General features: G+C 40.2%; 31 protein-coding genes. 14 read left to right on the forward strand and 17 right to left on the reverse strand.

What is annotated here, in order from left to right; genetic code table 11:
- The first annotated feature begins 92 nt into the window (after positions 1–92).
- From MKO06_RS10810 to MKO06_RS10850, 9 genes are all read left to right on the forward strand, one after another.
- The gene (locus MKO06_RS10810; protein ID WP_241551186.1) at positions 93–554 is read left to right on the forward strand and encodes a cupin domain-containing protein; all 462 of its coding nucleotides are present in this window, start codon (positions 93–95) and stop codon (positions 552–554) included.
- Between the two features lie 86 nt (positions 555–640).
- The gene (locus MKO06_RS10815; RefSeq protein WP_241551187.1) at positions 641–1,102 is read left to right on the forward strand and encodes a universal stress protein; all 462 of its coding nucleotides are present in this window, start codon (positions 641–643) and stop codon (positions 1,100–1,102) included.
- A gap of 112 nt (positions 1,103–1,214) precedes the next feature.
- Positions 1,215–1,418: a dodecin family protein gene (locus MKO06_RS10820; RefSeq protein ID WP_241551188.1), complete on the forward strand. Its 204-nt coding sequence runs from the start codon at positions 1,215–1,217 to the stop codon at positions 1,416–1,418.
- Positions 1,419–1,715: 297 nt separating this feature from the next.
- Positions 1,716–2,174, forward strand: coding sequence for a cold-shock protein (locus MKO06_RS10825; RefSeq protein WP_241551189.1), 459 nt, complete (start codon positions 1,716–1,718; stop codon positions 2,172–2,174).
- A gap of 195 nt (positions 2,175–2,369) precedes the next feature.
- A complete protein-coding gene (locus MKO06_RS10830) occupies positions 2,370–3,353 on the forward strand; it encodes a fatty acid desaturase family protein (protein WP_241551190.1) in 984 nt (327 codons plus the stop codon).
- A gap of 67 nt (positions 3,354–3,420) precedes the next feature.
- The gene (locus MKO06_RS10835) at positions 3,421–3,615 is read left to right on the forward strand and encodes a cold-shock protein (RefSeq protein ID WP_241551191.1); all 195 of its coding nucleotides are present in this window, start codon (positions 3,421–3,423) and stop codon (positions 3,613–3,615) included.
- A gap of 267 nt (positions 3,616–3,882) precedes the next feature.
- On the forward strand, positions 3,883–4,944 hold the full coding sequence (locus tag MKO06_RS10840) for an AI-2E family transporter (RefSeq protein ID WP_241551192.1): 1,062 nt from the start codon (positions 3,883–3,885) through the stop codon (positions 4,942–4,944).
- Positions 4,945–4,981: 37 nt separating this feature from the next.
- Complete coding sequence (locus MKO06_RS10845) at positions 4,982–5,467, forward strand: peptide-methionine (S)-S-oxide reductase (RefSeq protein ID WP_241551193.1); 486 nt, start codon at positions 4,982–4,984, stop codon at positions 5,465–5,467.
- Between the two features lie 94 nt (positions 5,468–5,561).
- A complete protein-coding gene (locus MKO06_RS10850) occupies positions 5,562–6,755 on the forward strand; it encodes an acyl-CoA dehydrogenase family protein (RefSeq protein WP_241551194.1) in 1,194 nt (397 codons plus the stop codon).
- 101 nt (positions 6,756–6,856) lie between these two features.
- Here the strand turns inward: MKO06_RS10850 and MKO06_RS10855 are convergent, their stop codons facing one another.
- The 3 genes from MKO06_RS10855 to MKO06_RS10865 all read right to left on the reverse strand — a co-directional run bounded on the left by MKO06_RS10855 (position 6,857) and on the right by MKO06_RS10865 (position 8,818).
- A complete protein-coding gene (locus tag MKO06_RS10855; RefSeq protein WP_241551195.1) occupies positions 6,857–7,372 on the reverse strand; it encodes a DUF4251 domain-containing protein in 516 nt (171 codons plus the stop codon).
- Between the two features lie 31 nt (positions 7,373–7,403).
- Complete coding sequence (locus MKO06_RS10860) at positions 7,404–8,255, reverse strand: formate/nitrite transporter family protein (RefSeq protein ID WP_241551196.1); 852 nt, start codon at positions 8,253–8,255, stop codon at positions 7,404–7,406.
- A gap of 86 nt (positions 8,256–8,341) precedes the next feature.
- A complete protein-coding gene (locus MKO06_RS10865; RefSeq protein ID WP_241551197.1) occupies positions 8,342–8,818 on the reverse strand; it encodes a nucleoside deaminase in 477 nt (158 codons plus the stop codon).
- Between the two features lie 188 nt (positions 8,819–9,006).
- Here MKO06_RS10865 and MKO06_RS10870 point away from each other — a divergent pair, with 188 nt between their 5' ends.
- Complete coding sequence (locus tag MKO06_RS10870; RefSeq protein ID WP_241551198.1) at positions 9,007–9,306, forward strand: HPF/RaiA family ribosome-associated protein; 300 nt, start codon at positions 9,007–9,009, stop codon at positions 9,304–9,306.
- 77 nt (positions 9,307–9,383) lie between these two features.
- Here MKO06_RS10870 and MKO06_RS10875 read toward each other — a convergent pair whose 3' ends face one another.
- Positions 9,384–11,372: an aconitate hydratase gene (locus MKO06_RS10875; RefSeq protein WP_241551199.1), complete on the reverse strand. Its 1,989-nt coding sequence runs from the start codon at positions 11,370–11,372 to the stop codon at positions 9,384–9,386.
- 150 nt (positions 11,373–11,522) lie between these two features.
- Between MKO06_RS10875 and MKO06_RS10880 the strand changes: the two genes are divergently transcribed.
- Complete coding sequence (locus tag MKO06_RS10880) at positions 11,523–12,089, forward strand: hypothetical protein (protein WP_241551200.1); 567 nt, start codon at positions 11,523–11,525, stop codon at positions 12,087–12,089.
- A 115-nt stretch (positions 12,090–12,204) separates the two neighbouring features.
- On the opposite strand, the gene MKO06_RS10885 is transcribed toward MKO06_RS10880, so the two are convergent.
- From MKO06_RS10885 to MKO06_RS10945, 13 genes are all read right to left on the reverse strand, one after another.
- Positions 12,205–12,921, reverse strand: a complete 717-nt coding sequence (locus MKO06_RS10885) for a hypothetical protein (RefSeq protein WP_241551201.1) — start codon at positions 12,919–12,921, stop codon at positions 12,205–12,207.
- 82 nt (positions 12,922–13,003) lie between these two features.
- Positions 13,004–13,561 carry a 4'-phosphopantetheinyl transferase family protein gene (locus MKO06_RS10890; protein WP_241551202.1) on the reverse strand — a complete coding sequence of 186 codons (558 nt, stop codon included), beginning with the start codon at positions 13,559–13,561 and terminating at the stop codon, positions 13,004–13,006.
- Positions 13,561–13,806, reverse strand: coding sequence for an acyl carrier protein (locus MKO06_RS10895; protein ID WP_241551203.1), 246 nt, complete (start codon positions 13,804–13,806; stop codon positions 13,561–13,563). The genes MKO06_RS10890 and MKO06_RS10895 overlap by 1 nt, the downstream gene beginning before the upstream one ends.
- A gap of 6 nt (positions 13,807–13,812) precedes the next feature.
- Positions 13,813–15,090 (reverse strand): beta-ketoacyl-[acyl-carrier-protein] synthase family protein, encoded by a 1,278-nt coding sequence (locus MKO06_RS10900; protein WP_241551204.1) that lies wholly within the window; start codon positions 15,088–15,090, stop codon positions 13,813–13,815.
- Entirely contained in the window at positions 15,083–15,541 is a 459-nt protein-coding gene (locus MKO06_RS10905) for a 3-hydroxyacyl-ACP dehydratase FabZ family protein (protein WP_241551205.1), read from the reverse strand. Before MKO06_RS10905 ends, MKO06_RS10900 begins: the two co-directional genes overlap by 8 nt.
- Before the next feature lie 12 nt (positions 15,542–15,553).
- Entirely contained in the window at positions 15,554–16,348 is a 795-nt protein-coding gene (locus tag MKO06_RS10910; protein WP_241551206.1) for an enoyl-ACP reductase FabI, read from the reverse strand.
- Positions 16,342–17,394, reverse strand: coding sequence for a type III polyketide synthase (locus MKO06_RS10915; RefSeq protein WP_241552046.1), 1,053 nt, complete (start codon positions 17,392–17,394; stop codon positions 16,342–16,344). The genes MKO06_RS10910 and MKO06_RS10915 overlap by 7 nt, the downstream gene beginning before the upstream one ends.
- Complete coding sequence (locus MKO06_RS10920) at positions 17,391–18,116, reverse strand: methyltransferase domain-containing protein (protein ID WP_241551207.1); 726 nt, start codon at positions 18,114–18,116, stop codon at positions 17,391–17,393. The genes MKO06_RS10915 and MKO06_RS10920 overlap by 4 nt, the downstream gene beginning before the upstream one ends.
- On the reverse strand, positions 18,109–19,236 hold the full coding sequence (locus MKO06_RS10925; RefSeq protein ID WP_241551208.1) for an NAD(P)/FAD-dependent oxidoreductase: 1,128 nt from the start codon (positions 19,234–19,236) through the stop codon (positions 18,109–18,111). Before MKO06_RS10925 ends, MKO06_RS10920 begins: the two co-directional genes overlap by 8 nt.
- Positions 19,237–19,311: 75 nt before the next feature.
- The gene (locus tag MKO06_RS10930; protein WP_241551209.1) at positions 19,312–20,010 is read right to left on the reverse strand and encodes a YiaD family glycine zipper/OmpA-like lipoprotein; all 699 of its coding nucleotides are present in this window, start codon (positions 20,008–20,010) and stop codon (positions 19,312–19,314) included.
- Between the two features lie 14 nt (positions 20,011–20,024).
- Positions 20,025–20,507 carry a lipocalin family protein gene (locus tag MKO06_RS10935; protein ID WP_241551210.1) on the reverse strand — a complete coding sequence of 161 codons (483 nt, stop codon included), beginning with the start codon at positions 20,505–20,507 and terminating at the stop codon, positions 20,025–20,027.
- Between the two features lie 75 nt (positions 20,508–20,582).
- Positions 20,583–20,744 (reverse strand): DUF1328 domain-containing protein, encoded by a 162-nt coding sequence (locus MKO06_RS10940; protein WP_241551211.1) that lies wholly within the window; start codon positions 20,742–20,744, stop codon positions 20,583–20,585.
- 133 nt (positions 20,745–20,877) lie between these two features.
- Positions 20,878–22,884 carry an alpha-ketoacid dehydrogenase subunit alpha/beta gene (locus MKO06_RS10945; RefSeq protein ID WP_241551212.1) on the reverse strand — a complete coding sequence of 669 codons (2,007 nt, stop codon included), beginning with the start codon at positions 22,882–22,884 and terminating at the stop codon, positions 20,878–20,880.
- Positions 22,885–23,012: 128 nt separating this feature from the next.
- Between MKO06_RS10945 and MKO06_RS10950 the strand changes: the two genes are divergently transcribed.
- The 3 genes from MKO06_RS10950 to MKO06_RS10960 are packed head-to-tail and all read left to right on the forward strand — an operon-like array spanning position 23,013 to position 25,276.
- Entirely contained in the window at positions 23,013–23,963 is a 951-nt protein-coding gene (locus MKO06_RS10950) for an isopenicillin N synthase family dioxygenase (protein ID WP_241552047.1), read from the forward strand.
- A 2-nt stretch (positions 23,964–23,965) separates the two neighbouring features.
- On the forward strand, positions 23,966–24,325 hold the full coding sequence (locus tag MKO06_RS10955; RefSeq protein WP_241551213.1) for a translation initiation factor: 360 nt from the start codon (positions 23,966–23,968) through the stop codon (positions 24,323–24,325).
- A 21-nt stretch (positions 24,326–24,346) separates the two neighbouring features.
- Positions 24,347–25,276 carry a DUF1835 domain-containing protein gene (locus tag MKO06_RS10960; RefSeq protein ID WP_241551214.1) on the forward strand — a complete coding sequence of 310 codons (930 nt, stop codon included), beginning with the start codon at positions 24,347–24,349 and terminating at the stop codon, positions 25,274–25,276.

Genomic DNA, 25,276 nt, shown 5'->3' on the forward strand with positions numbered 1-25,276 from the left:
TTTTTATGAATTTTAACTAACTTGTAAAGTGTTGAATTTAAGAACCTTAACCAAGAATAATTTTCAAAACCGAAACCAATAAATCAAATCATATGAAAACCTTATTCAGTAGTACAATAGCAAAGCCCCTTGGCCTGTTATTTTTAATCCTGTTGTTTAGTGTTAACATGAATTCCCAGGAACAATCGGTTGCGATCAACATCCTGGACGGTAACCTGGAATGGGGTAATTGCCCAGACTTTATGCCGGCAGGCTGTAATGTTTCCATTTTACATGGCGACCCTGCACAAGGTAATACAGATGCGATCTTCAAAATTCAGCCAAACACCGAAATTCCTGAGCATTGGCATAATTCGGCTGAGCGAATGATCCTGATAGAAGGGGAGTTGGAGGTAACCTATGAGGGAGAAAAGACCAAGACCTTAAAGAAAGGTTATTATGCCTACGGGCCTTCCAAAAAACCTCATACCGCAACCTGTAACGATTCTGGCCCCTGTTACCTGTTCGTTGCATTTGTAAAACCGGTTGATGCCTTTCCTGGTAAAAGTGATTAAAAAACAGTAGAAATATGCCTGAAACCAGTGAGTGAATGCCTGAATTTTTCCATAAATTAGAAGGACCAATCAAAAATTGACCAGATATGAAAAAGGTTCTTATAGGTATGGATTATAATCCGAGTTCTGAACAGGTTGCCCGAAAGGGTTATGAACTTGCAAAAAAGCTTGGGGCAGAAGTATGTTTGATCCATGTGCTGGCAGATGTTAGCTACTATGGAGTGAATTACCCAACCTTTATGGGTTATGAAGGTTACAATGAAATGCAGGTTGATCTTAATGTGATTTCAGAATTAAGGGAAGTGGCAAAGGATTTTATCAAAACTGCGGCAAGGCACCTCAATGACGATTCGGTGATCACCCATATGGCCGAAGGACCAACATCAACGGCTATTCTCGACTATGCTAAAAAATGGAATGCCGATATGATCGTTATGGGAACTCATAGCCATTCAGTGCTGGAAAAGGTTTTAATGGGCACCACAGCAAGCCGGGTACTTGAAAAAACCGAAATCCCCGTATATATGGTTCCAATCAAAAAAGACTGAAGAACAGCAGATAGTATTATCTTATAATCTTGTGTTAATCATTTGATATACAGCCTATTCTTGGTTACCTTCCATAAGCAATATTGTATAACCATATCAAAAATTTAAAATTATGGCAGTAGTTAAGGTAATTGAGGTGATGGCCACTTCTAACAAGAGCTTTGAAGACGCAATCAACAACGCGGTGACAGAAGCTTCTAAAACGGTAAAAAATATCAAATCGGTTTACGTGAAGGATATGAACGGAAAAGTGGAAGGCAACAAGATTTCCTCATACGGAGTTACTACCAAAATCTCTTTTCACGTAGGTGAATAGAATTTATTACTTCTAAATTATATCAGGGCCGGATGAAAATCCGGCCATTTTCATATTAAAAAGATCGAGTTTAGGCTTATTTCCGTATCAGGGGAATAATTCCAATTAAAAAAACCAATTAGCTTTTATTATCCCTTCAGGATGATTATCTTTACACAAAATTTTAATGCAGTTCTTGATCCGCTGCTTTCTCTGAATAAATCCTTCAAAAGATAATCTTACACATTAAATTTTCTGGTATTCGTTTGGTGGTTCAAGGCATTGAAATTCCAAAGAGTATTAATTAAAATTTATTGAATGGCAAGATCCGGACAAACCCAAAACAAAAGAGAAAAAGAAAAGAAAAAGCTCAAAAAAAGGAAAGAAAAAGAACTGAGAAAACAGGAGCGAAAAGAGAATTCTAATAAAGGAGGCTCTTTTGAAGACATGATCGCTTATGTTGATGCAGATGGAAATCTTACCGACACTCCGCCAGATCCATCTCAAAAGGTGGAAGTAGATGCAGAGGATATCGAAATTGCAGTACCTAAGAAAGAAGACAGGGAAGAAGAAGAGGTAATTACCGATACAGAAGGTAAAGTATCCTTTTTTGATCACTCAAAAGGTTTTGGATTTATAATTGGAAGTCAAACCGGAGAAAAGTATTTTGTTCACGTAAGCGGGCTTATTGATGAGATCATGGAAAATGATAAGGTAAGCTTTGAACTGGAACAGGGAATGAAAGGCTTAAACGCAGTTAGAGTAAAGAAAATTTAATATTCTGCAATATTCGTTTTTATCGTAGATTTAGATAGATTTAGTTTTTTATAATCTGTTTTAACCTTAAAATAAGTAAACATTAATAGTCCACAATTTGCTCAGAAAAGAGCGTCAGAATTCTCGAAGACTTTAAGAAAGAGGGTAAATTCCTATTTCAAGTCTAATAATATAAGCAAGCATGCGAACTCAAGTATGATTGTTAAGACGGTTTTGATGCTGCTGGTTTTCATAGCTCCACTTATTATTATCAATACAGGGATTGTTGGCAGCACCTGGTTGCTTTTCCTGCTTTATATCATTAGTGGCTTTGGGATGGCTGGAATTGGGATGGGTATTATGCATGATGCGATACACAACTCCTATTCAAAGAACCAGAAAGTAAACAAATATCTTGGGTATACACTCAATTTAATTGGTGCAAATGCCAGTATCTGGAAGATACAGCACAATGTTCTTCACCATACTTTTACCAATATTGAAGAGGCTGATGATGATATCAATCCGCCTTTTTTCTTAAGGTTCACACCGCATACCAAGAGATATGGTATTCATAAATTTCAGCATATATATTCCTGGTTCTTTTATGGGCTATCTACTGTATCCTGGGTTACGGCCAAGGATTTTGTAAGAATGGTAAAATTCAAAAAGATGGGATTTTTTAAGGAAAAACCTTCTTTTAGTAAAGAACTGTATAAAGTTATTGGCTGGAAGGCCCTGTCATTCGGTTTTGTACTGATACTTCCCATGTTCATGGCACAACAGTCCTGGTGGGTGGTGCTACTCGCATTTATAAGTATGCACTTTGTAACGGGACTTTTAATTACCACCGTATTTCAACTGGCTCACATCGTTCCTACTACCGAATATCCATTGCCAGACGAAAACGGATTTATAAAAGGGGACTGGGCAAGTCACCAGTTATTTACAACCAGTAATTTCTCACCTAAGAGCAGGTTGTTTTCCTGGTTCATAGGTGGACTCAATTATCAAATAGAACATCATTTATTGCCAAATATATGTCATGTTCATTATAGAAAAATATCGCATATCGTAGCCGAAACTGCAAAAGAGTACGGTTTACCATATCACAACAAACACAGTTTTTTCTCGGCTGTGGGTCAGCATTTCAAAATGTTGAGGCAACTGGGAAGAATTGACGGCTTGAAGGCCGGATAGAAAGGATCTTATGCCATTGGATCTGTAATATAAATGGCAAATTTTATAACAATTAATAAGCATTATAATGCAAAAAGGTAAAGTAAAGTTTTTTAATAATTCCAAAGGTTATGGATTTATTAGTTCAGACGAATCTGGACAGGACATTTTTGTACACTCAACCGGTCTTATCGATGACATTCGTGAAGACGACAAGGTAAGGTTTGAAACAGAACAGGGAAAAAAAGGATTAAACGCTATAAACGTTGAAGTGATCGACTAATCACTTCAGTTTCTTACAAATTTCAGGGCCATCGAGAGATGGCCTTTTTTATTTTTTAATCTCAATATTCTATTCAGATCAATCCTTAAAATGATTTTCCTGGTTCTTTGATAGCCATTAATTGAATAGGGAAGCTCCTTTCAGAAAAAGTTCAGCAAACTGGCTCCTCTTTATGTCTTTAAGCTTATTATTCGCTGGTTTTAGATTTCTTTAATATAAAATGAAAGAACATTTCCGATATTGATAAGTGAACCAACAACCAAACATATGGCTTCCAGAAGAAAGCTTCTGTTTACAACCGTTATCATTGTAGGGACTTATTTTTTATTCCTGGGCTTGTTTGAGGCAAGGTCATTTTTGGCTCCCCTGGTAACTGCAATTACACTAAGCCTGCTAATACTTCCCATAACTCAGAAATTGGAAAAACGCATGAACAGGTCTGTTGCCTGTTTGCTCAGCAGTTTGTTATTGTTCTTAATTTCGATTGGAGTATTGGCCCTGGTTTCCTTCCAGATAAGGAATTTTGCAGATGACTGGCCTAAGATCAAGGAAACAATGAAGCCTAAGATAGAGCAGGTCAAGCAGTTCGCCCTGAAACACTCCCCATTGAGCCAGGAAGATATCGATAAAGCAGAAAAGTCTTCCAATCCTTCAGGATCGAGCATTGCACAAAGGATGGCCAGTTTTATGAGCAAACTAAGCAGTTTTGTGGCGAATTACCTTCTCACATTCGTTTACATCTTTTTTCTTTTGAATTATCGACACGTATTTCGAAATTTTCTCATCAGAATATTCCCTGATGAAAGAAGGGATAAGGCTAAAGATATCATGGTGAAATCTTCCAAGGTTGTTTCGGAATACCTGGTAGGAAAGCTTATTCTCATGGGGTTACTGGCAATTCTTTACTCAATTGGTTTAGGGCTTTCTGGTGTTAGTAATTTTATTATTGTGAGTTTGATCGCGGCCCTGCTTACTTTAATTCCATATATAGGAAATATCATAGGATTCACAATGGCCGTTGCGTTTGGTTTTTTAACTTCCGGCGAAACCAGTGTCCTTATAGGTATTGCATTGACCTTCACCATCACCCAGTTCGTGGAAAGTTACGTACTACAACCCTACGTAGTTGGAGATAGGGTAGATGTTCACCCTTTCTTTGTGATCCTGGCGGTTATTCTTGGGAATATGTTATGGGGTATTATTGGGATGGTACTGGCAATTCCAATCATGGGAATTATTACGGTTATTTGTTTGCAAATAAGTGAACTGGAGATAATTGGAAAATTATTAAGTAAAAATGGATTCAAAAATAGCACCGAGGATAATTAAAAATATGTAAGTGGAATTTTTAACTTATCAATGGCTTATGAATAAAATTCAGAAAATTGGTGTGGGCGGAGGTTGTCATTGGTGTACTGAAGCTGTTTTCCAGTTTCTAAAGGGAGTGGAAAGGGTAGAACAGGGCTATATTTCAACCAGTATTGAACCAGAACAATTTTATGAAGGGGTGATCGTACATTTTGATCCTGGAATAATAGACCTTGAGACACTGATTCGAATTCATTTGCAGACTCATCAAAGTAAGAAGAACCATAGTTTAAGATCAAGATATCTGTCTGCTGTATATACTTTCACGAAGGAACAATTTTCCGAAGCAGAAAATATCCTGGACCGCTTATCTCGGGAGAATATAGATTTTATTACAGAAGTATTTTACTTCGGTAAATTCAGGGAATCACGAGAGCAGATCAGGAATTATTATAGAAAAGATCCACAAAGACCGTTTTGTAAGAGATATATAGATCCAAAATTAAAGATCATTCAGGACGATTTTGTAAATTACCTTAAATAAGACCATTAGAATCCCCATCGATTAAAGCAGGTTCATTTCAATTTTCATCTTTTATCCTTTAAAGCCTAGTTAATCACTTAATCCAGGAACTGTTATGTTGCAGAATGTTTTATTAGAACGAAAAATATATTCTTCAGAAGAACATAAAATGACCCGGAAAATGATCCAGGATTTCATTAATAATGAGATCGAGGATCAAATTGAAGATTGGGAAAAAAATGGTATGGTGAGCCGGGAGATCTGGGAACGCGCCGGTGAATTGGGATTATTATGCATGGATATGCCTGAAGAATATGGCGGCGGCGGAATGGATTTTAGTTTTAGCGCATTGTTCATGGAAGAAATGGGCAGAAAAGGAATAACTGGTCCGGGCTTTTCCCTGCATTCAGATATTATTGCGCCATATATACTGAAATATGGAACCGAAGCCCAGAAGAAGAAATATCTCCCTCAAATGGCAAGCGGAAAATTGATCACCTCACTGGGAATGACCGAGCCAGATTGTGGCAGCGATTTGCAGGCAATTAAGACAAAGGCGGTGGATAAGGGGGATCATTACCTGGTGAGTGGACAAAAAACCTTTATCACAAACGGTTATTTAAGCGATATGTCACTCGTAGCTGTTAAAACTAACCTGGGAACTCCTAAGGAAAGTATTTCCTTATTGCTCATGGAGAGTACTTCTGAGGGCTTTGAAAAGGGAGTTCCGTTCAAAAAAATAGGTATGAAAGCCCAGGATACCTGCGAACTATTCTTTGACCAGGTTAAAGTTCCTAAAGATAATTTACTTGGAGAAGAAGGTTCAGGTTTCAAAATTATGATGACCGAATTGGCCAGGGAACGTTTAGTAGTTGCCCTGAATGCAATTGGTGGAGCTCAGGGTGCCATAGAACAAACCATTGAATATACATCAACTAGAACTGCTTTTAAACAACCTGTCGCCGCATTTCAGAACACGCAGTTCAAATTGGCTGAGTGTGCTACTCAGTTGCAAATTCATCAGGCATTCCTGGACCGATGTACGAGATTATTATCAAAAAACAGGTTGACGGCTGAAAGTGCTTCCATGGCAAAATATTCAGCAACAGAAATGCATCATAAGGTCGTTGACGAATGTCTTCAATTGTTTGGAGGTTATGGTTATATATGGGATTATCCAATTGCACGCATGTATGCCGATAATCGCGTAGCCAGAATCTATGCAGGAACCAATGAAATAATGAAGGTTCTAATTGCCCGTGGCTTATTTAAAGAGTTATTTCAGGAAATGAGATCCAACAGGAAATAAATGCCAGCTGTGAACTATAAAGATTATATCATATTGAACTATAATTTATATTATGTAAAATAGAATATTATAGAACGAATAGGTATTAAACTTCCAACCCTTTAATTTTTTTCCTTCTCATAAGCCTGCAACTCCCCCTGGTAAGAGATCATGCTGCGCTGTGAAGAATTTACCGTAGTAGTTGTTTTACCGCTTGCAAAGATCCTGATATCAAATTCCACGACCTCACCATTCTGGTTTCCATCAAAACTTAGATCGATTAATCGCCTGTTTGTATTCTCTTCTATTTTTACTTCCCGTGCCACGCCTTTGAATTTAATTCCGCCTTCCCGGTTATAACCACCCCCGGTATGGCGAATTCCATAATAAGGAAGATGTACATTCACGCTATCTCCTTTAAAAATTATGTGATTTGGATTATCGATAAGATTTATCTGTCGTCCCTGTATTGGATTCGCCCATTCATTTTCAATAATGAATTCACGGGAGTTGACCAGATCGCTTATTTTTTGAAACTCTTCAGGATTAAATGAAGTTTGACCTGATGAGCCACACCCGGTCATGATAAGTATAAAAATTGCTACACTTAATAATTTCAGTAAGACTCTGATTTTCATAACTTAAAGATTCATTAATTTCACTATTAATTTAATGACGATTCACATTAAAAACAAAGGCCCTGTATTTTAATAAAGCTACAAAAACTACTGCACCAACTGCATTACCTGTAAGGGCCAGGCCAATCGTTTTTATATATTTCCAGAAGCTTATTTGATCTGAAATAAGAAACCCGGTAAAAACTTCAATATTTCCAATAATACTATGGTGAAGACTCGTAAAGCCCATTATGGCGGTTATCAAAAATATGATCAGGATCTCCCCTATGCTTTCCCGTGAACTCGTAACCAGCCAGGATAGTAAACCCATAAGCCATCCAGCCAGGATTGCACTAACAAAAATAGTTATGGCACTATATTCAGTCATATGCAATGCGATCTTCTCCAGGTCATCCATATTGAACAGGCCTAACTTGGGACCAATCCATATATAGGTGGCACTCATGAGCATCCCACCGGCAAGATTCCCAAAAATAACGATCCCCCACACCCTGAAAAGGTTCATAAGGCTTCTTTCCTTATTCAGAACCGGTAAGGTTAATAACGAGGTTTGTTCAGTGAACAGAATAGACTGGCCAAGCACAACTAATATAAATCCAATTGGATAAACCAGGGCGGTGAATTTAAAGATGGATTCTTCAGAAAAATGTCCTGTAAAAAAATGAAGTACGGTGGCTATTAACAGGAAGCTAAAACTTAATTCAAGCCCTGCCGTAAAACTGCTAACGAGTATACTGGGTGTATTGCGGTCGTAAGTTTTACAGGCTTCCTCAATCTGCTGTTTTAATATTTCAGCATGTGTCCTAGTGGTATCATCTTTTTTGGTATCGGAAGATTTAAGTTCGCGATCTACCTCTTCCTTGTCTTTTACTTTTTGTTTCATTAAGATAACGGATAATAATTTTTATTTATAGCATAAAAAATCCAGGAATCGTTGCGGATTCCTGGACCTTCAACTTGGCTAAAAATTTAAAACTGCAACTTACTCTTTGTGCGTGTTTCCCATACAGCCAAAGCTTTTTCACGATTTAATTGTATCATGTTGAATTCTTCGTGGCGTTTATTAGTATCAGAATTATAATAGAGATCACTATATATAAATCCATGTTTTTTAGCATCTTCTGCCGAGGCGCCAAAATATAGGTAATCCAATTCGGCCCAATACGAAGCTCCCAGGCACATCATGCAAGGCTCACAACTGGTATAAAGCGCGCAACCTTTTAATTTGGTACTATTTAATTTTTTGCAAGCTCTTTGAATAGCCCTCAATTCGGCGTGTTGAGTACAATCGCATTTACCGAGAACCTGGTTTCGGGCTTCAGCAATGATCTCATCTCCCCTGGCGATCACAGCTCCAAAGGGTCCTCCGTTATCCATCTCCCCTCCTTCTCGGGCCAATTCTATGGCCCGGTTCATCATTTTGTATTGTATTTGATTAATTTCCATAGATTTACAAATTTAAGAGTTTATAAGCAGCTATTGCTTTTTTTCACACGAAATACCGGTTGATTAAGTGCATTTTAAGAGATTATTGATCAATTCTAAAAGAGTGCTAAATCTTTGCCAAATCTGGCTTAAGAGCCTTGCCGGGATTTTATATAATCAGTTTATTTAAATAATCTAAAAATTAAAATATGGAAGCTATTTTCGAATTTGTAAATGTTGATAAAAGTGAAGCTCTCGAATCCTTCACTCAAAAAAAACTTGATAAAATTGAAAACAAATATGACTGGATCGTAAGAGCCAATGTATACCTTAAAAGAGATGAAAATCAAAAGCCCAAAGGTTATATTTCGGAGATCAGGTTAAGTGCACCGGGTCCTGAAATCTTTGCAAAGTCCAACGAGAATTCATTTGAAGCCTCTGTAGCGGAGACAGTAAGTGACCTGGACAGGCAGTGCAGTAAAAGAAAATCAAAAATGAATACCCATTAGGAAAAATGGAATTTCAAATAAAAAAGCCCTTACGCAAAAACGTAAGGGCTTTTATTTATTTAAGGCTATTTTATCTACTAGGCCTTAAGGTCTTCTTCTTCCAGCTTGTCTTTAAATTCATTGATGATCCCACCTTTGAGAAGAACCTCAATCTGCCTGTCGCTCATGCTGTGTTTGGTCTCAAACTCTTCTTTCTTATCTCCGTTCTCGTTCCTGATTATAACTTTTATATTATTTCGATTCTTAACATCCTCGGTAAGATTCCTGAAATATACCAGGTCCCCCTGCTCTATCTTCTCATAATCTGCGATATCGATGAATTCCAATGGAAGAATTCCGAAGTTAACCAGGTTCTGCCATGCGATCCTCGCATACGAATTGGCGATCACAGCAACCTGTCCCAGGTACTTTGGTGCAATGGCTGCATGCTCCCTGCTGGATCCCTGGGCATAATTATCTTTTGCCACAACGATATGCCCGCCGTGCTCAGTTTTCGCCTGCATAGCACGGTCGTAGAAACTTTCATCGATCACGGTGTAAGAAAATTTGCTTATTTCTGGCAGGTTACTTCTAAATGGCAAAACTTCTGCTCCTGCCTTTAAGATCTCATCTGTTGAAATATTGTCTCCCATTTTTAAAAGTACCGGGACGCAGTATTTCTCCTGCATAGGTTCGATATATGGAAGTGATTTGATATTTGGACCTTTCTTTAATTGAATATTGGTACCATCTTCCGGTGGTGGAACCAGCATTTCGGTATTGATGATCTCAATTTCCGGATGTTGAAATTGAGGATACTTCATATCATATAATTTCTCCAGGTCACGAGGATCGGTGATTTTACCCGTTAATGCCGAAGCTGCCGCTGTTTCAGGGCTACAAAGGTGTACCTGGTCATCCTTGGTTCCAGACCTGTCCGGGAAATTACGTGGCATAGTCCTTAAACTTATGGTTCCCGATGCAGGTGCCTGTCCCATTCCAATGCATCCCATACAACCAGATTGATGAAACCTTGCTCCGGCCTTGATAAGATTGGCAAAAGCGCGATTATCTATCATATTCTGAATCATTTGCCTCGAAGTTGGGTTGATATCGAAAGACACATCGTTATTTACTGATTTACCTTCTACAATGGCGCCGGCTATCCAGAAATCTCTAAGCCCCGGATTGGCAGAAGAACCAATTACCACCTGGCTTATCTCCTTACCTTCTACTTCCCTTACCGGAACCACGTTACCCGGACTGGTAGGAAGTGCTATAAGAGGTACCAGCTCATCCAGGATGATCTCTTCGTGAAAATCATATTCGCATCCTTCATCGGCTTTTAATTCCACCCAGTCTTCTTCTCGTTGCTGAGACCTTAGAAATCTTTTGGTTTCCTCGTCACTCGGAAAAACTGTTGTAGTGGCACCTAATTCTGCGCCCATATTGGCGATCACATGCCTATCCATGGCACTCAGGCTATCAAGCCCTTCACCATAATATTCAATTACCTTCCCTACTCCGCCTTTAACGTCATGTCTCCTTAACATTTCAAGGATCACATCTTTGGCACTTACCCAATCGGGCAGTTTCCCGGTAAGCTTCACTCCCATTACCTTGGGCATTTTAACGAAATACGGCTGACCGGCAATAGCAGCGGCCACATCTAATCCTCCGGTTCCAATTGCTAGCATGCCTAGTGAACCGGCTGCAGGAGTATGGCTGTCTGAACCTACCATCGTTTTTCCCGGTTTTCCAAATCGTTGCATGTGCACCGGATGGCTAACTCCGTTTCCAGGTCGGCTGTACCAAAGTCCAAATCGTTGAGCTGCAGAATGCAGGAAAAGATGGTCATCTGCATTTTTGAAATCGGTTTGTAAAAGGTTATGATCTACATATTGAACTGCAACTTCGGTCTGGGCTTTCTTAAGCCCCATGGCCTCCAGCTCCAGTTGTACCAGTGTCCCTGTCGCATCCTGTAAAAGAGCCTGGTCTATTTTGATCCCTATCTCCTTTCCGGGTTCCATCTCTCCCTTTAAAAGATGTTCTTTAATAAGTTTTTGAGTGACGTTTAATTTTGGCATTGTTAGAAGTTTTAATCCTCAAATTAGTATCTTTTATATAAAACCCGAGGGTGTTTAACAGAACCTTAGCCTATAAGCCTTATTTTTTTAAGGAAGATTAATAAAGATTTTTATTCAGGGGTTTTATTTTAGATAATAAACCTGATCAATATGAATACCATTGTAAAGAGGTCCCTTGTAGGTGGTATTGTATCTACACTAATCATGGGTACAGGAGCATTTATACTGGGACAGATTTCAGGGTATAAGGCCCTGGAGTTACTCCAAAAATCGATTCCCGGCATTAATATGTTATGCAATACAGTGATCCTGGGCTCTACCACCATTCTGGCACTGATGTTAACTCTACTGGGCTTAAGCAGGTCTTCAGAGTCTACATTAACCAGGCGGCATTATAAGGATGTGCTTATGATTGCAAAATATGATACCATCCTTATTATTACTGCTGTAATAACCTTCCTTATGCTAAACCTTCCAATTAGTGAATCTGAAGAAGTAACCAGGGAATGGTACGAAACCATCTATTATATAACTCTTGGTGTTGCATCAATTATTGGCGGTGGATTTATCGCCGTGATCATGATGCTTTACTGGACCATCACGAATGTGATCCTGATAGTAGGAATGGGAATTACCAATCACCCGCTGGTATCTGAAGAAGAAGCCAGGCAGAATGAACAAAAGAAAAAGGAGGAACAGCAATCACAAGCAAATTAAAAAAAGGGTGTTTTGAAAAAATGTCTTGACGAACGGATTTGCTGAATTCAAGGCAATCATGGTTCGACTCATTCTTTCTAAACAACCCTTCCGGAAATGCAATAAAATTTATTTGTTAGCTTTTCCCTAATTTGTTCAGGATATCGATTTGATGACCTTCCTCGAGGTTAAATCCTGGTTTTCCCTTTCTTGGGAAGAGGTAGCTGAAGGAAGTATCAAAAGCTGCCCAGCTCTCGGCCAGGCCGTAATCATTATTTGCGTTCTTTTTTTCAGGGCGAACAAACGTGTTCAGTTCTGAATCATAATCAGAGCCTACTGCATCTTCTCCCGGGAATAGCATCCCGTCATTAAGGTCACAATAAACCACAACAGAAGCACCCTCACTACCGGGTAAATCGAAAATATTGATATCGAAGCTATCCAGTACCTTGTCTTTTTTGGTTATGTCTTTAGTTTTGAAATTGTCTTTAATGTTATTTCGTGGATGAGCATAAACAGGAGCTCCACCAGCATCTTCAGAAATAGTTTTTAAATCGGCATAGGCCGTATTAAGCACCGCATCACAGGTGATCAAAATGCCTTTAATATTATAACCTTCTTCAACTAATTTTTTAACTGCATCTTTAGTAGATTTTTCTACCACATCAATAAGGATCATATCACGCCTGTTCAAATGGCGGATGGCATATCCCTGATTAAATACTCCATTATGTGTGTCACCCTTGATCAAAAATGTATCGGGGATCAACTTCAGGAATTTTCCTGTTTCTCCCTTTTCAATGAACTCTGCTGACTGACTGTGAAGCACCTCCATTTTATCTACTGTCTTCATAAAATAATAGTTTTTAATTACAGTTGGAAGATACAAAACAGGCCACTAGGGGTCAAACCAGTTTTTAAATGTTTAACTGCTTTTAGGAGTTAATTAACGGAATGAGGAATGCGCTAAAATTCCCATGATGGCTCATCGAAATTGGGAAGCTTTTGGGTGTAGAGCCTAACCTGAGACAAGGGATGCCAAGGCTGTCTTTTTCAATATTTACAAGAGCTTTTGAAAGGCCTAAAGCCGCAGCTATTGCAGCAAGTTTTTCCTGTTTGGAAATATCCAGGTGATAGATCACCGAAGGCCTAAAAGATTCAGAAATTGTATAGGAATGAATGTAGTTCGATTCAATTTCTGAATATACCTTATAAGTGGCATTTTTGGTGTGAACCAATCCTGTTGAATCCTTTTGGATCTCACATTTAAAATCAAGTGGATTGAGTTTTCTTCTGAATCTTGTATCCCGTTGACTGGCCTTATAGGCACATTCTTTCATAGACCAGAATCGCCATAAACTTCGCTCTGGATCTAACGAGGCTTTGATCTCGTCTATTTCCCCGGCCAAAAATACCTTTTCCTGGTACCGAAGGTTCTTAGCTTTTTTTTCAGGAAGCGCCAGGTTCAGATCAACAAGATCGTTTCCTATCATTATAATTTATGCTGAATAATATTCTTTGCGTCCCCCACTGTTAACATTCCCTCCATTGACTCATTATCTATAGTAATATCAAATTCATCTTCCACGTCCAGTATCACGTCAACGAGGTTGGCCGAATTGATCTCGAGGTCGCGTAAAAAATCGGTTTCCTCGTGGAAGTTGTCCAGGCCTTCGTTTCGCTGAACATAAGGCTCCACGATCCTTTTCAGCTTTTGGATGATCTCTTTTTCACTCATTACAATCTAATTATTATTGAATTTTTTAAATATAACTACTGCATTAACATCCCCAAAGCCAAAACTTGCCTTGGCCAGGATGTTTATTTCATTCTGAATGGTCTTTCGAGGGATGCGCTCTTCAGTGATCAAATTAAGGATATCTGGATGAATATCTTCGCAATTTACATTTCCGAAAATAAAGGATTCGTATAGTTGCAAAACCGAAGCGACGCACTCAATAGATCCCGAGGCGCTTAAACAATGCCCGGTCATACCTTTCAAGGAATTGATAAAGGGAAAATCATGAGCCTTTCTTTCCAGGGCGTTTACCCAGTTCTGTATCTCGGTTGAATCCCTGGAAGTAGCGGTTAAATGACCATTGATGCAGTCAATTTCCTGTGCTTGAATTCCTGAATTTTTAATACTGTTGGTTATGCAACGTTCTACCGCCTGGTTATTGGCAGCTGTCATGCTTCCTTCACCTCTCTGGCCGCCGCTGTTCACATCTCCCCCAAGGATCTCGGCATAAATTCTAGCGCCTCGTTCCATGGCCGATTCCAGGTCTTCCAGCACCAGCGCACCCGCACCGCTTCCGGGAACAAATCCAGAGGCCGATGCACTCATGGGCCTGGATGCTTCTTCAGGATTCTTATTGAATTTTGTTGGCAAGATACGCATGGCATCAAAACCTCCCCAAACATAAGGACCATGATCACCACAACTTCCCACAAGCATCCTACGGGCCTTTCCGCTTTGAATTCTTTCGAATCCCATCAGCAAAGCCTCGGTTCCGGTGGTACAAGCCGAAGAATTGGTAGTAACCTGGTTGCCACAGCCCAGCATTCCGCCGAGGTAGGCACTGATCCCGCTGGCCATTGTTTGAACAACGCTGGTACTCCCCAGTCGTCGCGTCTTTCCTTCATCAATTAAATGTATGGCTTCCCGGAACTTATCAACTCCCAGGATACCAGTTCCAAAAACGATCCCCGAATCCCAGTCAGGATTCTCACCTTCTACGAAGGACAGCCCGGCATCGTGCCAGGCGTCTGTTCCAGAGATCACACCGTAAATTATCCCGCTGCTATTGAGTCCGCGAAGCTGAAGGGGTGTGAAGTATTGCTGAAGAAGTTCGCCTGGTATTTCCGGTTTACCGGCTATCTGGCAACTGAAATTGAGCTCTTCCAGTTTTTTGAAGAACCTGATACCGCTTCTCCCCTCTTTTATAGCCGAATGAAAATTATCAAGTCCAACAGCATTAGGTGCAGCGACCCCCATTCCAGTTACCACCACTCTCCTATTCATGTCTTCTGCTTTTTGATTTTTCATAAACGATACCGGCCAATGTTCCCCTGCATACCTGTTCATCCTTGGAATTGAACATTTTTACTTCACACTTCAATTTATTGAATCGGAAGTATTTTTTAACTGAAATCACCTTTACCCTTTCACCGGGATAAACCGGTAAGAGATATTCCACGTTTGAGGATGTAAGAGCGATCAGGGGATCATTCAGCTTGATATTTTCAGTATTTACGAGGTGAATCCCGAGGCAAACCAGGCCTATCTGGGCCATACATTCGGTAAGGATCACACCGGGGGTTACAGGTGCATCCTGAAAATGACCTTTATAAAATTCTAGATCTGGCGAAAAGGTATATTCACCAGTCACACCGTTCTCATCCAGGTTTGAGATGGTATCTACAAACAGGAATGGCGAGGAATAGGGCAACTGAGAAATGATATTGGTATGCAATGCTTTTTGGATTTACATAAGGTGTTCACCGCCATTAACAGGAATGATACTGCCCGTGATCCAGCTGGCCTCATCCTTGCTTAGCAGGTAGACCACATTAGCCACATCATCAGGTACGGTAAGCCTTTTGAATGGATTGTGTTTAAGGGCATGAACTCGCAGCGTCTCATTGCCGGGGATCATCTGGAAAGATCTGGTGACGGTGATCCCGGCCTGTATGCAGTTGGCCCTGATGCCGTTTTTGGCGAATTCAAGCGCCATACTCCTGGTTAGTGATTCCAGGGTTACTTTGGCAGCTGAAACCGCCGCATAGTTCTTCCAGGCTTTTTTATTTCCGTCGCTAGTGAACGAAATTACGCGGGCGTCCTTTGAAAACAGACCGTTCCTGAAAACTGCCTGCGTCCAGTCATAAAGACTAAGCGCCATTGCATCTATAGTGAGTTGAAAATCGATATTTTCAAGGATAGGCTCTTCCCCGGTCATTGGTTTCAAATTTCCTTTCGCGATACTGTGAAGAAGGGTTCTTATTTTGCCTTTTTCACCAAGCAGATTTTTGATCTTTTCAATCAGATCTTCCCTGCTCTCTTTCTTAACGGCATCGGCATTAAAACTTTCAAACTTCACACCCGAAGACCGAATCTCATCGAAGGCTTCTTCTATATCCGGAATTTCACTTCTGCGATCGCGATGAATGATAATGATGTTCATCCCATGTTTGGCCAGCTTTTTGGCACTGGCATAGCCAAGGCCGCTGCTACCGCCTAAGATCAGCGCCCAGTAACCCTTATCTTTGAAATCTTCTACCATTCTATTAAAATTCTTTGTGCTGAAAACCCTGGACCAAAACTGAGCATTAAGCCCTGTTCTCCTTCAGGAATCTCCTTTTCGAGAAACCTGTGAAGGACGTAAAGCACCGTTGCACTGCTCATATTCCCATACAGGCGTAAGACTTCCCGGGTGTCATCAATATTCTTTCCTAAGTTACCAAAAAGATCAGAAACTGTTTGAATGATCTTTTTACCACCAGGATGAAAAATAAAATGGTTAACCTTCTCTATGGAGGTATTATTTTTTTGCAGAAACGGATGTATGATCTCAGGGAAATGTTCACTAATTTTTTCCGGCACTTCAGGGTCCAGGATCATTTGCAGTCCGGTATCTCGCAGGTCGAATCCCATTAGGTGAGTGGAATCATAGAAATGGTACATCTCTTCCCCCAGGATTTTTGGTCCTTTCACCCCTTCTTCTGAAGACAATAGCACACAGGCCGCTCCATCCCCGAAGATCGCTGCGCTTACCATATTTGCCATGCTGAAATCTCCCAGCTGAAAGGTCGCCGTTGGACTTTCTACTGCCACTACGGCTACCCTTTTCCCGGGATTGGATTTTAGAAAATTGTAGGCATAGATCATTCCCGAGATACCGGCGGCGCAACCCATTTCGGTTACCGGAAGCCGGACGATATTTTGTTTTAAACCCACTTCATTAATAAGGTAAGCATCCAGGCTTGGGATCATGATCCCTGTACAGCTTACGGTAATGATGAAATCCAGCGATCCAGGATTCCAGCCGGCCTTTTCAAGCGATCTTTCCAACACGCTTTTTCCAAGTTTTCTAACCTCCCGGACATAGATGTTATTTTTATCTTCAAAAGAAGTTGCTGTAAATACCTCTGAAGGTTCCATGATCGAATAGCGTTTATCCACGCCGGCACCTTCAAATATTTTGAGAACCTTTCTTCTAAAACGATCTTCCTGGTCGCCCAGCCAATCTTCAACTAATGGAAGAATTTCTTTGGTTTCCCTTGAATATCCAGGTAATTCCTTTTCAGTGCTAATTATATTTACGCTCATACGGTTTTCGTTTCTTTTTGGATGATCCATTGGTACCTGAAGGCCCATTTCCATTTGATTTGATGCTGGCCCGGTAAATTTTTGGAAAACTGCAGGACATCTTCTTTTTTAAATCCTCTTAAAATTGATGTGAGCCCATCCTGCCGCGCGATCTCATTCCTAACAAAGCCGGCACAGAATAATTTAAAAAGACCATAAGCCAGCCTGGTCCTGTGCAGGTCGTTGATCACAATTCCAAAATTGGCCTGCTTATAAAACCTGGTTAACAACTTTTTTATCTGTTGATTATCAAAGTGATGCAGGGTTAACGTGCATAATAAGACGTCACATTCCAGGCTCTTAAATTCTTCACTAAAAATATCCAGGTGGCGATATGAAAGCTCCGGAAAATCACTTGAAGCCAATTTTGCGATTTCGATGGCATGTGCATTGGCATCAATTCCTATCAATTGAAAAGAAAAACCGTTTTGTCTACCCCATTTCGCGACCCTTCGCAATATGTCGCCATTCCCGCAGCCCACATCCATAACTCTGATGGTCTTTTTTCCCGGCGAAGCCTGTAGGATTTTTTTCAGACCATCCAGGGTGATGCCATTTCCACCCAACAGAAAATTGATGTTTTCGAGATCTTTTAGAGTACGTTCGAGTTCAGGCCCCTTCAACTCGAAATCATCCATGATCTCTTCTTTTTTCGTACGCTGGCTGGTATCTATTCTAAACATAAATTGGATCGCCGTGGGTTCTTTTTATTATCTGAGGCATCAGGCCCGGAAAATAAGTAAGTAATTGAAGAGAAAGACCAGAAAGGCTTTGATTCAGAAGAATTTTTTGAAGTATTCTTCCTGTTCGTAGGCGGTCTTTAAAATTAGAATTCCAGTTCTTCATATATTCATTTTCTACATTTTTTCTATCCATCACAGGTTCACTATAATATTTCAGGATCTTTTCACTGGCTAGTTTTGCACTATGAACGGCCATAGCCATACCATTGCCGCATAGCGGATGAATAAGACCTGCGGCATCACCCAGCATAAGAACATGTTCCTTAATGAGGTCCTTCTTCTCAAAACTAACCTGTGCAATACTTAGTTCCCTGTCAAAAGCATTTTCGGAATTGATAAAGAATTCTTTCAATTTAGGATTCGCCATTAAAACCTTTTCCCTGTAACTTTCAGGATTCTTGAAGTTCTTGAAACTTCGGTAGCTAGCCAGGTAGCATACGTTTAGCCTACCTGTTTCGGTAGCAGAAATTCCACAGTAACCGCCATTAAAATTATGCAGGGAAACCAGGTTTTCAGGATGATGATCATTTGAATAATGAGCCTTGACCGCAAGCCATCCCGAATGATGATCTATAAATTTACGGTCAAGCATTTTATCAAGGTTAGATCTTTTTCCGAAGGCACCTAAAACAAAATCGCTTTTAATCTGAACTTCTTGCTGTGTAGTCACCAGGAACTCTTGATTAGCGAATTCTACTCGGGTAACAGTATCCTTGATGATCTCGCAGCCATTTTCCAATGCTTTTTTATACAATTGGTGGTCTAAAAAATGCCTGCTGATTCCCATTCCGCCCAACTCGAGGTCATAAAAAAGGGATTGACCATCGTTATTGGAGAATTCCATTCTGCTGATCTCAGGTATTGGAATATCCCTGAAACAGATTCCCAGGCTTTCGAAATATGGAAGGACTTCATTAGAAAGATATTCCCCGCAAACCTTGTGTTTGGGATAGTTCTCCTTTTCTATAAGGATGACCTCCAGTCTCATTTTTGACAGGTGGATCGCAGCCGTTAAACCGGCCAGTCCTCCACCAATAATAATCACCTGGGTCTTTTTCACAGCTTCAATTTACTAAAATAAAAATCCCGGAGACTGTCCGGGATTCTTATTTTATACTTAAGAGTTTAAAATTTATCAGTTTTCCTGGTCTGCCTGTTGCCTCGCTTCTTCTTTAAGCTCTTCATTCGCAACAATGGCAATTTCCACTCTCCTGTTCTTTGCACGGCCTTCAGCAGTGTTATTGTCATATTTAGGCTGACTTTCGCCATACCATTTGGTGGTAAATCTACCTCTGTCTACACCAGAATCTACCAGGTAACCGGTAACGGCCTGTGCACGGTTCTTGGATAAGGTAAGATTGTAGCTATCGCTTCCGGTATTATCGGTATGTCCTTCAACCAAAATATTGGTTTGTGGGTATTCCTTGAAAATATCTGCCAGTTTATTCAGCGTTTGGCGGGATTTATCATTGATATTATATTTTTCGGTGTCAAAATATACTCCACTGGATTCATCAAAGGTTACATTAATACCTTCTCCAACCCGTTCAACTTCAGCACCGGGAATTTCCTGTTCGATCTCCTTGGCCTGTTTGTCCATTTTATTTCCGATGATGGCACCAGCAGTACCACCAACTACACCTCCTATAATTGCACCAAGGGCGGTATTTCCGTCACCGGTATTATTACCAATCACACCACCAATAACGGCACCACTGGAAGCACCAATTACTGCACCTTTTTGCTTATTGTTGGCATTTTTTGTGGCTTCACAACTTACCAGCATTCCTGCAGCCAGTACTATCGCCATCATTTTATTTAATCTAATCTTCATAGCATTTTCAGTTTTTAAATTTTTGAAAAATTCATTCTTATAGTAAATGGGGAACCATCCAGACTAACGGTTTGCTCCCAAACCATATTGGTATCTGTAAGGCTCTTTAAATTAAGTCTGAACCCCTGATTTCCAGTGGTAGACTTATAATCGTCGTTGGTTGGTTTTAATAAAAAATCATAGACACCGGCAGGTGTGTTCTCTTCGTCTATAGACCAGATAAAATAACTGGTATCACCATCACATCCAATGCCAGATACCGAATAAGTACCGCGATTGTTATTGGATACAAAATCCCAGGTACTGTTCTCAAAACAGGAAGCCGAAGCTTCGTTAAAAAGGGTAACATTGAATTCGCCGGTATTATTGGGGTAGGTAATACTGGTTAGAGTCCAGTTTCCGTCGAAGGTCTTTCTGGCTTCCTTAGCGACCTCACTGGAACCGCCACAGGAAACTATAAACACTCCGAGCATAAGTAGCATTACAATCTTTTTCATGTTATAAATTTGATTAATAAAAAAATCCAATGCGATTTATTACATAAAACACATTGGATTATATGAACAGCTTTTCTATCTTCTGAATAATCTGCTTAATAGTGATATTACCAACAGAACCAGGAAGATATAAAATATAATCTTAGCGATATCTGCAGCACCTTCAGCTATTCCACCGAAGCCGAAGATCGCGGCCACGATTGCGATAATCAGAAAAATAACGATTAAACGTACCATAATTTTACAGGTTTTAATTGATTAGTTAAAACTAAATTACAGTAGTGCTTTTCCTTCGACAAAAGATTATTAATACTTTAACAGTGAATTTGTTAAGGTTTCTTAATTCAAATGCCATAATTAAGGCGATTTTTTAATAGTCTATTAAATCTTTCAATTTTTGGGCAAATCGATCACGGGGTAAATAGCCTTTTTCAAGGGCAGGTGCAAATGGAATAGGTGTCTCCAGGCTTCCTACCCTCACCACCGGTGCATCCAGGTTTTCAAAACACTGTTCCGAAATAATGGCAGATATTTCAGATGCTAAGCTTCCAAATACCGAATCTTCGGTGAGAATGATCGCCTTTCCTGTTTTCTTTACCGAATTTAGGATGCTTTCCAGATCTAAGGGTTGCAGGCATCTTAGGTCGAGAAGATCGGCCTGATGATAATCCATTTCTTCCAGAGTTTGTAAAGCCCAATGTACACCAGCTCCATAAGTAATAATCGTAATGCCTTCTCCTTCTTTCAATAATGCTGCTTTTCCGAATGCTATAGTGTAATATCCTGTTGGTACATCCTGACGAATACTCCTGTAAAGCGCTTTATGTTCGAAGAAAAGCACGGGATTTGGATCATTAATAGCAGTGTTGAGCAGGCCTTTGGCATCTTCCGGAAAAGCCGGGTAGACCACTTTAAGACCAGGCACCTTGGTAAACCATGCCTCGTTTGTTTGACTATGAAATGGACCAGCTCCTACTCCACCTCCACAGGGCATCCTGATAACAACATCGGCATTCTGGTTCCATCGATAATGTACCTTCGCGAGGTAGTTCACTATAGGATTGAAGCCAGAACTTACGAAATCACTGAACTGCATCTCAACCATCGCCTTCATTCCGTTAATTGATAGACCCATGGCTGTGGACACGATAGCCGATTCGCAAATAGGCGTATTCCGAACGCGATCTTTCCCAAATTTCTCTGTAAATCCTTCGGTTATCTTAAAAACCCCGCCATAATCGGCGATATCCTGCCCCATCAGAACAAGATTATCATGTTTTTCCATTGAGCTATCCAGGGCCTGGGAAACCGCATCTATAAACCGAATATTTTCAGTGTTTTCATTTTTAACAAAGTGTTCATATTCAAAACTTTGAAAAACATCATTTAATTCATAAGTTTCAGTAGACTCAATGGAATTTTCAGAAAATGCGACCTGGAGATTCTCTTCAATTTCAGCAGAAATTTCAGTTCGATATTCCTCTAATATGGCTTCTGTAAGTATGCCTTTATCAAAAAGGTACGATTCAAAATTAAGAATAGGGTCTTTTTCCTCCCATTCTTCCATAAGCTCTTTTGGGACATATTTGATTCCACTGGCCTCTTCGTGTCCTCTCATCCTGAAGGTTTTGAATTCGATCAAAACGGGTCGTGGCTGTTTTCGAATACTCTCAGCGATCTCTGAGACCTTGGAATAAACCTCGAGGATATTGTTCCCATCAATTATGTAGGAATCCATTCCGTAGCCTATGCCTCGATCGGCAAGGTCCTTACACCTGAATTGTTCAGAAGTTGGTGTGGAAAGTCCATAGCCATTATTCTCGATACAGAAAATCACCGGGAGGTCCCAAACCGAAGCGATATTAAGGGCTTCATGAAAATCACCTTCACTGGTACCTCCTTCTCCGGTAAATACAGCGGTAACCAAATTTTCATGTTTCAAAAGGTGTCCCAGCGCAATTCCATCGGCTACTCCTAACTGCGGTCCTAGGTGCGAGATCATGCCTACGATTCTATATTCCTGGGTGCCAAAGTGAAAACTACGATCTCTACCTTTGGTGAAACCTCTGGCTTTTCCCTGCCATTGGCAGAACAATCGGTCTAAAGGCACATTTCGGCTCGTAAAAACACCAAGGTTCCGGTGCATGGGTAAAATATATTCTTCGGAATTCAGGGCCTTAGTAACCCCTACTGAAATTGCTTCCTGCCCTATCCCGCTAAACCATTTGGAAATCTTTCCCTGGCGAAGAAGAATAAGCATCTTTTCTTCTATCATTCTGGGTTTCAGCATAGACCTGTAAAGATCCAGCAACTTGTCATTTGATAGTTGGGTATTCTCAAACTTGACAGGACTCGATTTGGTTTTTCTGGAGAGCATAAATAAGCGTTTATATCTCAAATGTAACTAAAATTCCATATGCTAAGAAAAATATAATCTAGGGGCATATCACCTAATTTTACTTAACTTTGCTTGTTGATTTTACATAAAATACTGCTAAAATGGCAATGAATAATATCCCCAGCGTAGATCTGGCCGATTTTCTATCAGATGATCCAAACCGAAAACAAAAATTTGTAGAAGAGATTGGAAAGGCCTACGAGGAAATTGGGTTTGTAGCCTTAAAAAATCATTTTTTAAGTGATGAACTCGTAGATGATCTATATAAAGAAGTAAAGGCGTTTTTTGACCTTCCGCTTGAAACCAAACAGAAATATGAGATCGAAGGGCTGGCTGGCCAGCGTGGATACATTTCTTTTGGAAAGGAGCATGCTAAAGGAAAAAAGGAAGGCGATCTAAAGGAGTTCTGGCACTTTGGCCAGGAACCCTCTAAAGATGCAAATCTAATCGAAGAATACCCGGCGAATGTACAGGTAGAGGAATTAAAAGACTTCAACCTGGTAGGAATGCAGGCATACAGGATGCTTGAAAAAACTGGTATCTACGTGTTAAGGGCTCTGGCCCTTTATATAGGTCTGGAAGAGCATTATTTTGATCACTGGGCCAGTAATGGAAACAGCATATTAAGACCCATTCATTACCCGCCTATCACCGAGGAGCCTAAAGGCGCCGTTAGAGCCGGAGCCCATGGAGACATTAATTTGATAACCCTATTAATGGGTGCTTCAACCGGAGGTCTTCAGGTGCTGAGAAAAGATGGAGAGTGGATAGATGCGATTCCACAGGAAGATGAACTGGTGATCAATGTAGGCGATATGCTCGAGAGACATACCAATAACAAATTAAGATCTACCATTCACAGGGTAATTAATCCTCCAAAAGAAGAATGGGACAATCCAAGATATTCTATACCGTTTTTCATGCATCCACGAAGTGACATGAGGCTGGATTGCCTGGAAGAATGTATCGATGAGGATCACCCAAAACAATACGAAGATATCACTGCCGGTGAATTTCTACATCAGCGTCTTGTAGAAATTGGCCTGGCCAAGAAATAATTATGGCTAAGAAGAAATTAGGATTAGAAGATCTTGGTGGATTCGTCTTTTCAACGAACGATGATTTTGATGAAAAGGATTATGTTGAAGATGAATCACAGGAAAGTTTATCACCAGATGAACAGGAACTGGAGGCTCATTTCAGCAATAAAGGCCGCGGTGGAAAAACCGTAACCATTATCAAAGGCTACCAGGGTCCGGAAGAAGACCTTATCGCCCTTGGAAAACTTCTGAAAAAGAAGTGTGGAGTTGGAGGGTCGGTCAAAGATGGAGAGATCATCATTCAGGGTGACGACAGAGAGAAAATAATTCAGCTTCTTAAAAAAGAAGGATATAAAAAAGTAAAGCGTGTTGGAGGTTAAATCCAATGCGCTTTTTTTAGGATGAAAGAAAAGACCTTACATATTATTAATGGAGACAGTCTTACCGAAGGCTTCCAGGAATTAGATATTCCTGGTGACCTGGTTGTTTGGCGGGAATTACTTTGTGAGGGTCCTACACAACAGGAGATCGACAAGGATTTTATCAAACTTCGGAAGAAATTTCTAAAGAAGGCTTATGATATCTCTGCTGAAAATTATGAGCAAAGGTTCGTTTCCGAGATAAAGAAGCTGAAGAACATCGATGGCTATGATCGCGTAGTGCTCTGGTTCGAATTCGATCTTTTTTGCCACATCAATATGCTGGCAGTCATTGATCATTTATATCAAAAAAGAAAAGATCTTTATCTGTCCCTGGTGTGTAGTAAGAAACTATCTGGTGAAAAAGAACATAAACCGCTTTCCCACCTGAATCCAAAAGAGCTACAGAATCATTACGATAACAGGATCGAATTGAACGAGGATGATATTGAAGTGGCAGTTCTTATTTGGGAACTCTATTGTGGAAACAACCCGCTTAAACTGAAACCTCAGATCAAGATAAAAACGAATTTCGAATATTTATCAAGCTGTATTCGTGCGCATATCGAGCGCTTTCCAAATAGCATCACAGGGATCAATACCCTTGAAAGGAATGTACTGAAGCTTATCGAAAACCATGAAATAAAGAACCAGAAACACCTGCTTGGTTACTCCTTGCAATATCAGGGCTATTATGGCTACAGTGACAGCCAGATGCAGCGACTCCTGGACAAGCTTTCCATCTTTATCGAGCAAACTCCAGAGAGATTGATATTAAACCAGAAAGGAAATCAGGTTTTGAACCAGGAAAAGAACTTTTACCGGGATCTTAAAAACGATGAATATTTTGGCGGTGCAAAAATGTATGATTTCCTCTATGAATCAGATTCGCACCGACTTTTAAAATTATAG

The sequence above is a fragment of the Christiangramia oceanisediminis genome (assembly GCF_022570735.2).
Classification (GTDB): domain Bacteria; phylum Bacteroidota; class Bacteroidia; order Flavobacteriales; family Flavobacteriaceae; genus Christiangramia; species Christiangramia oceanisediminis.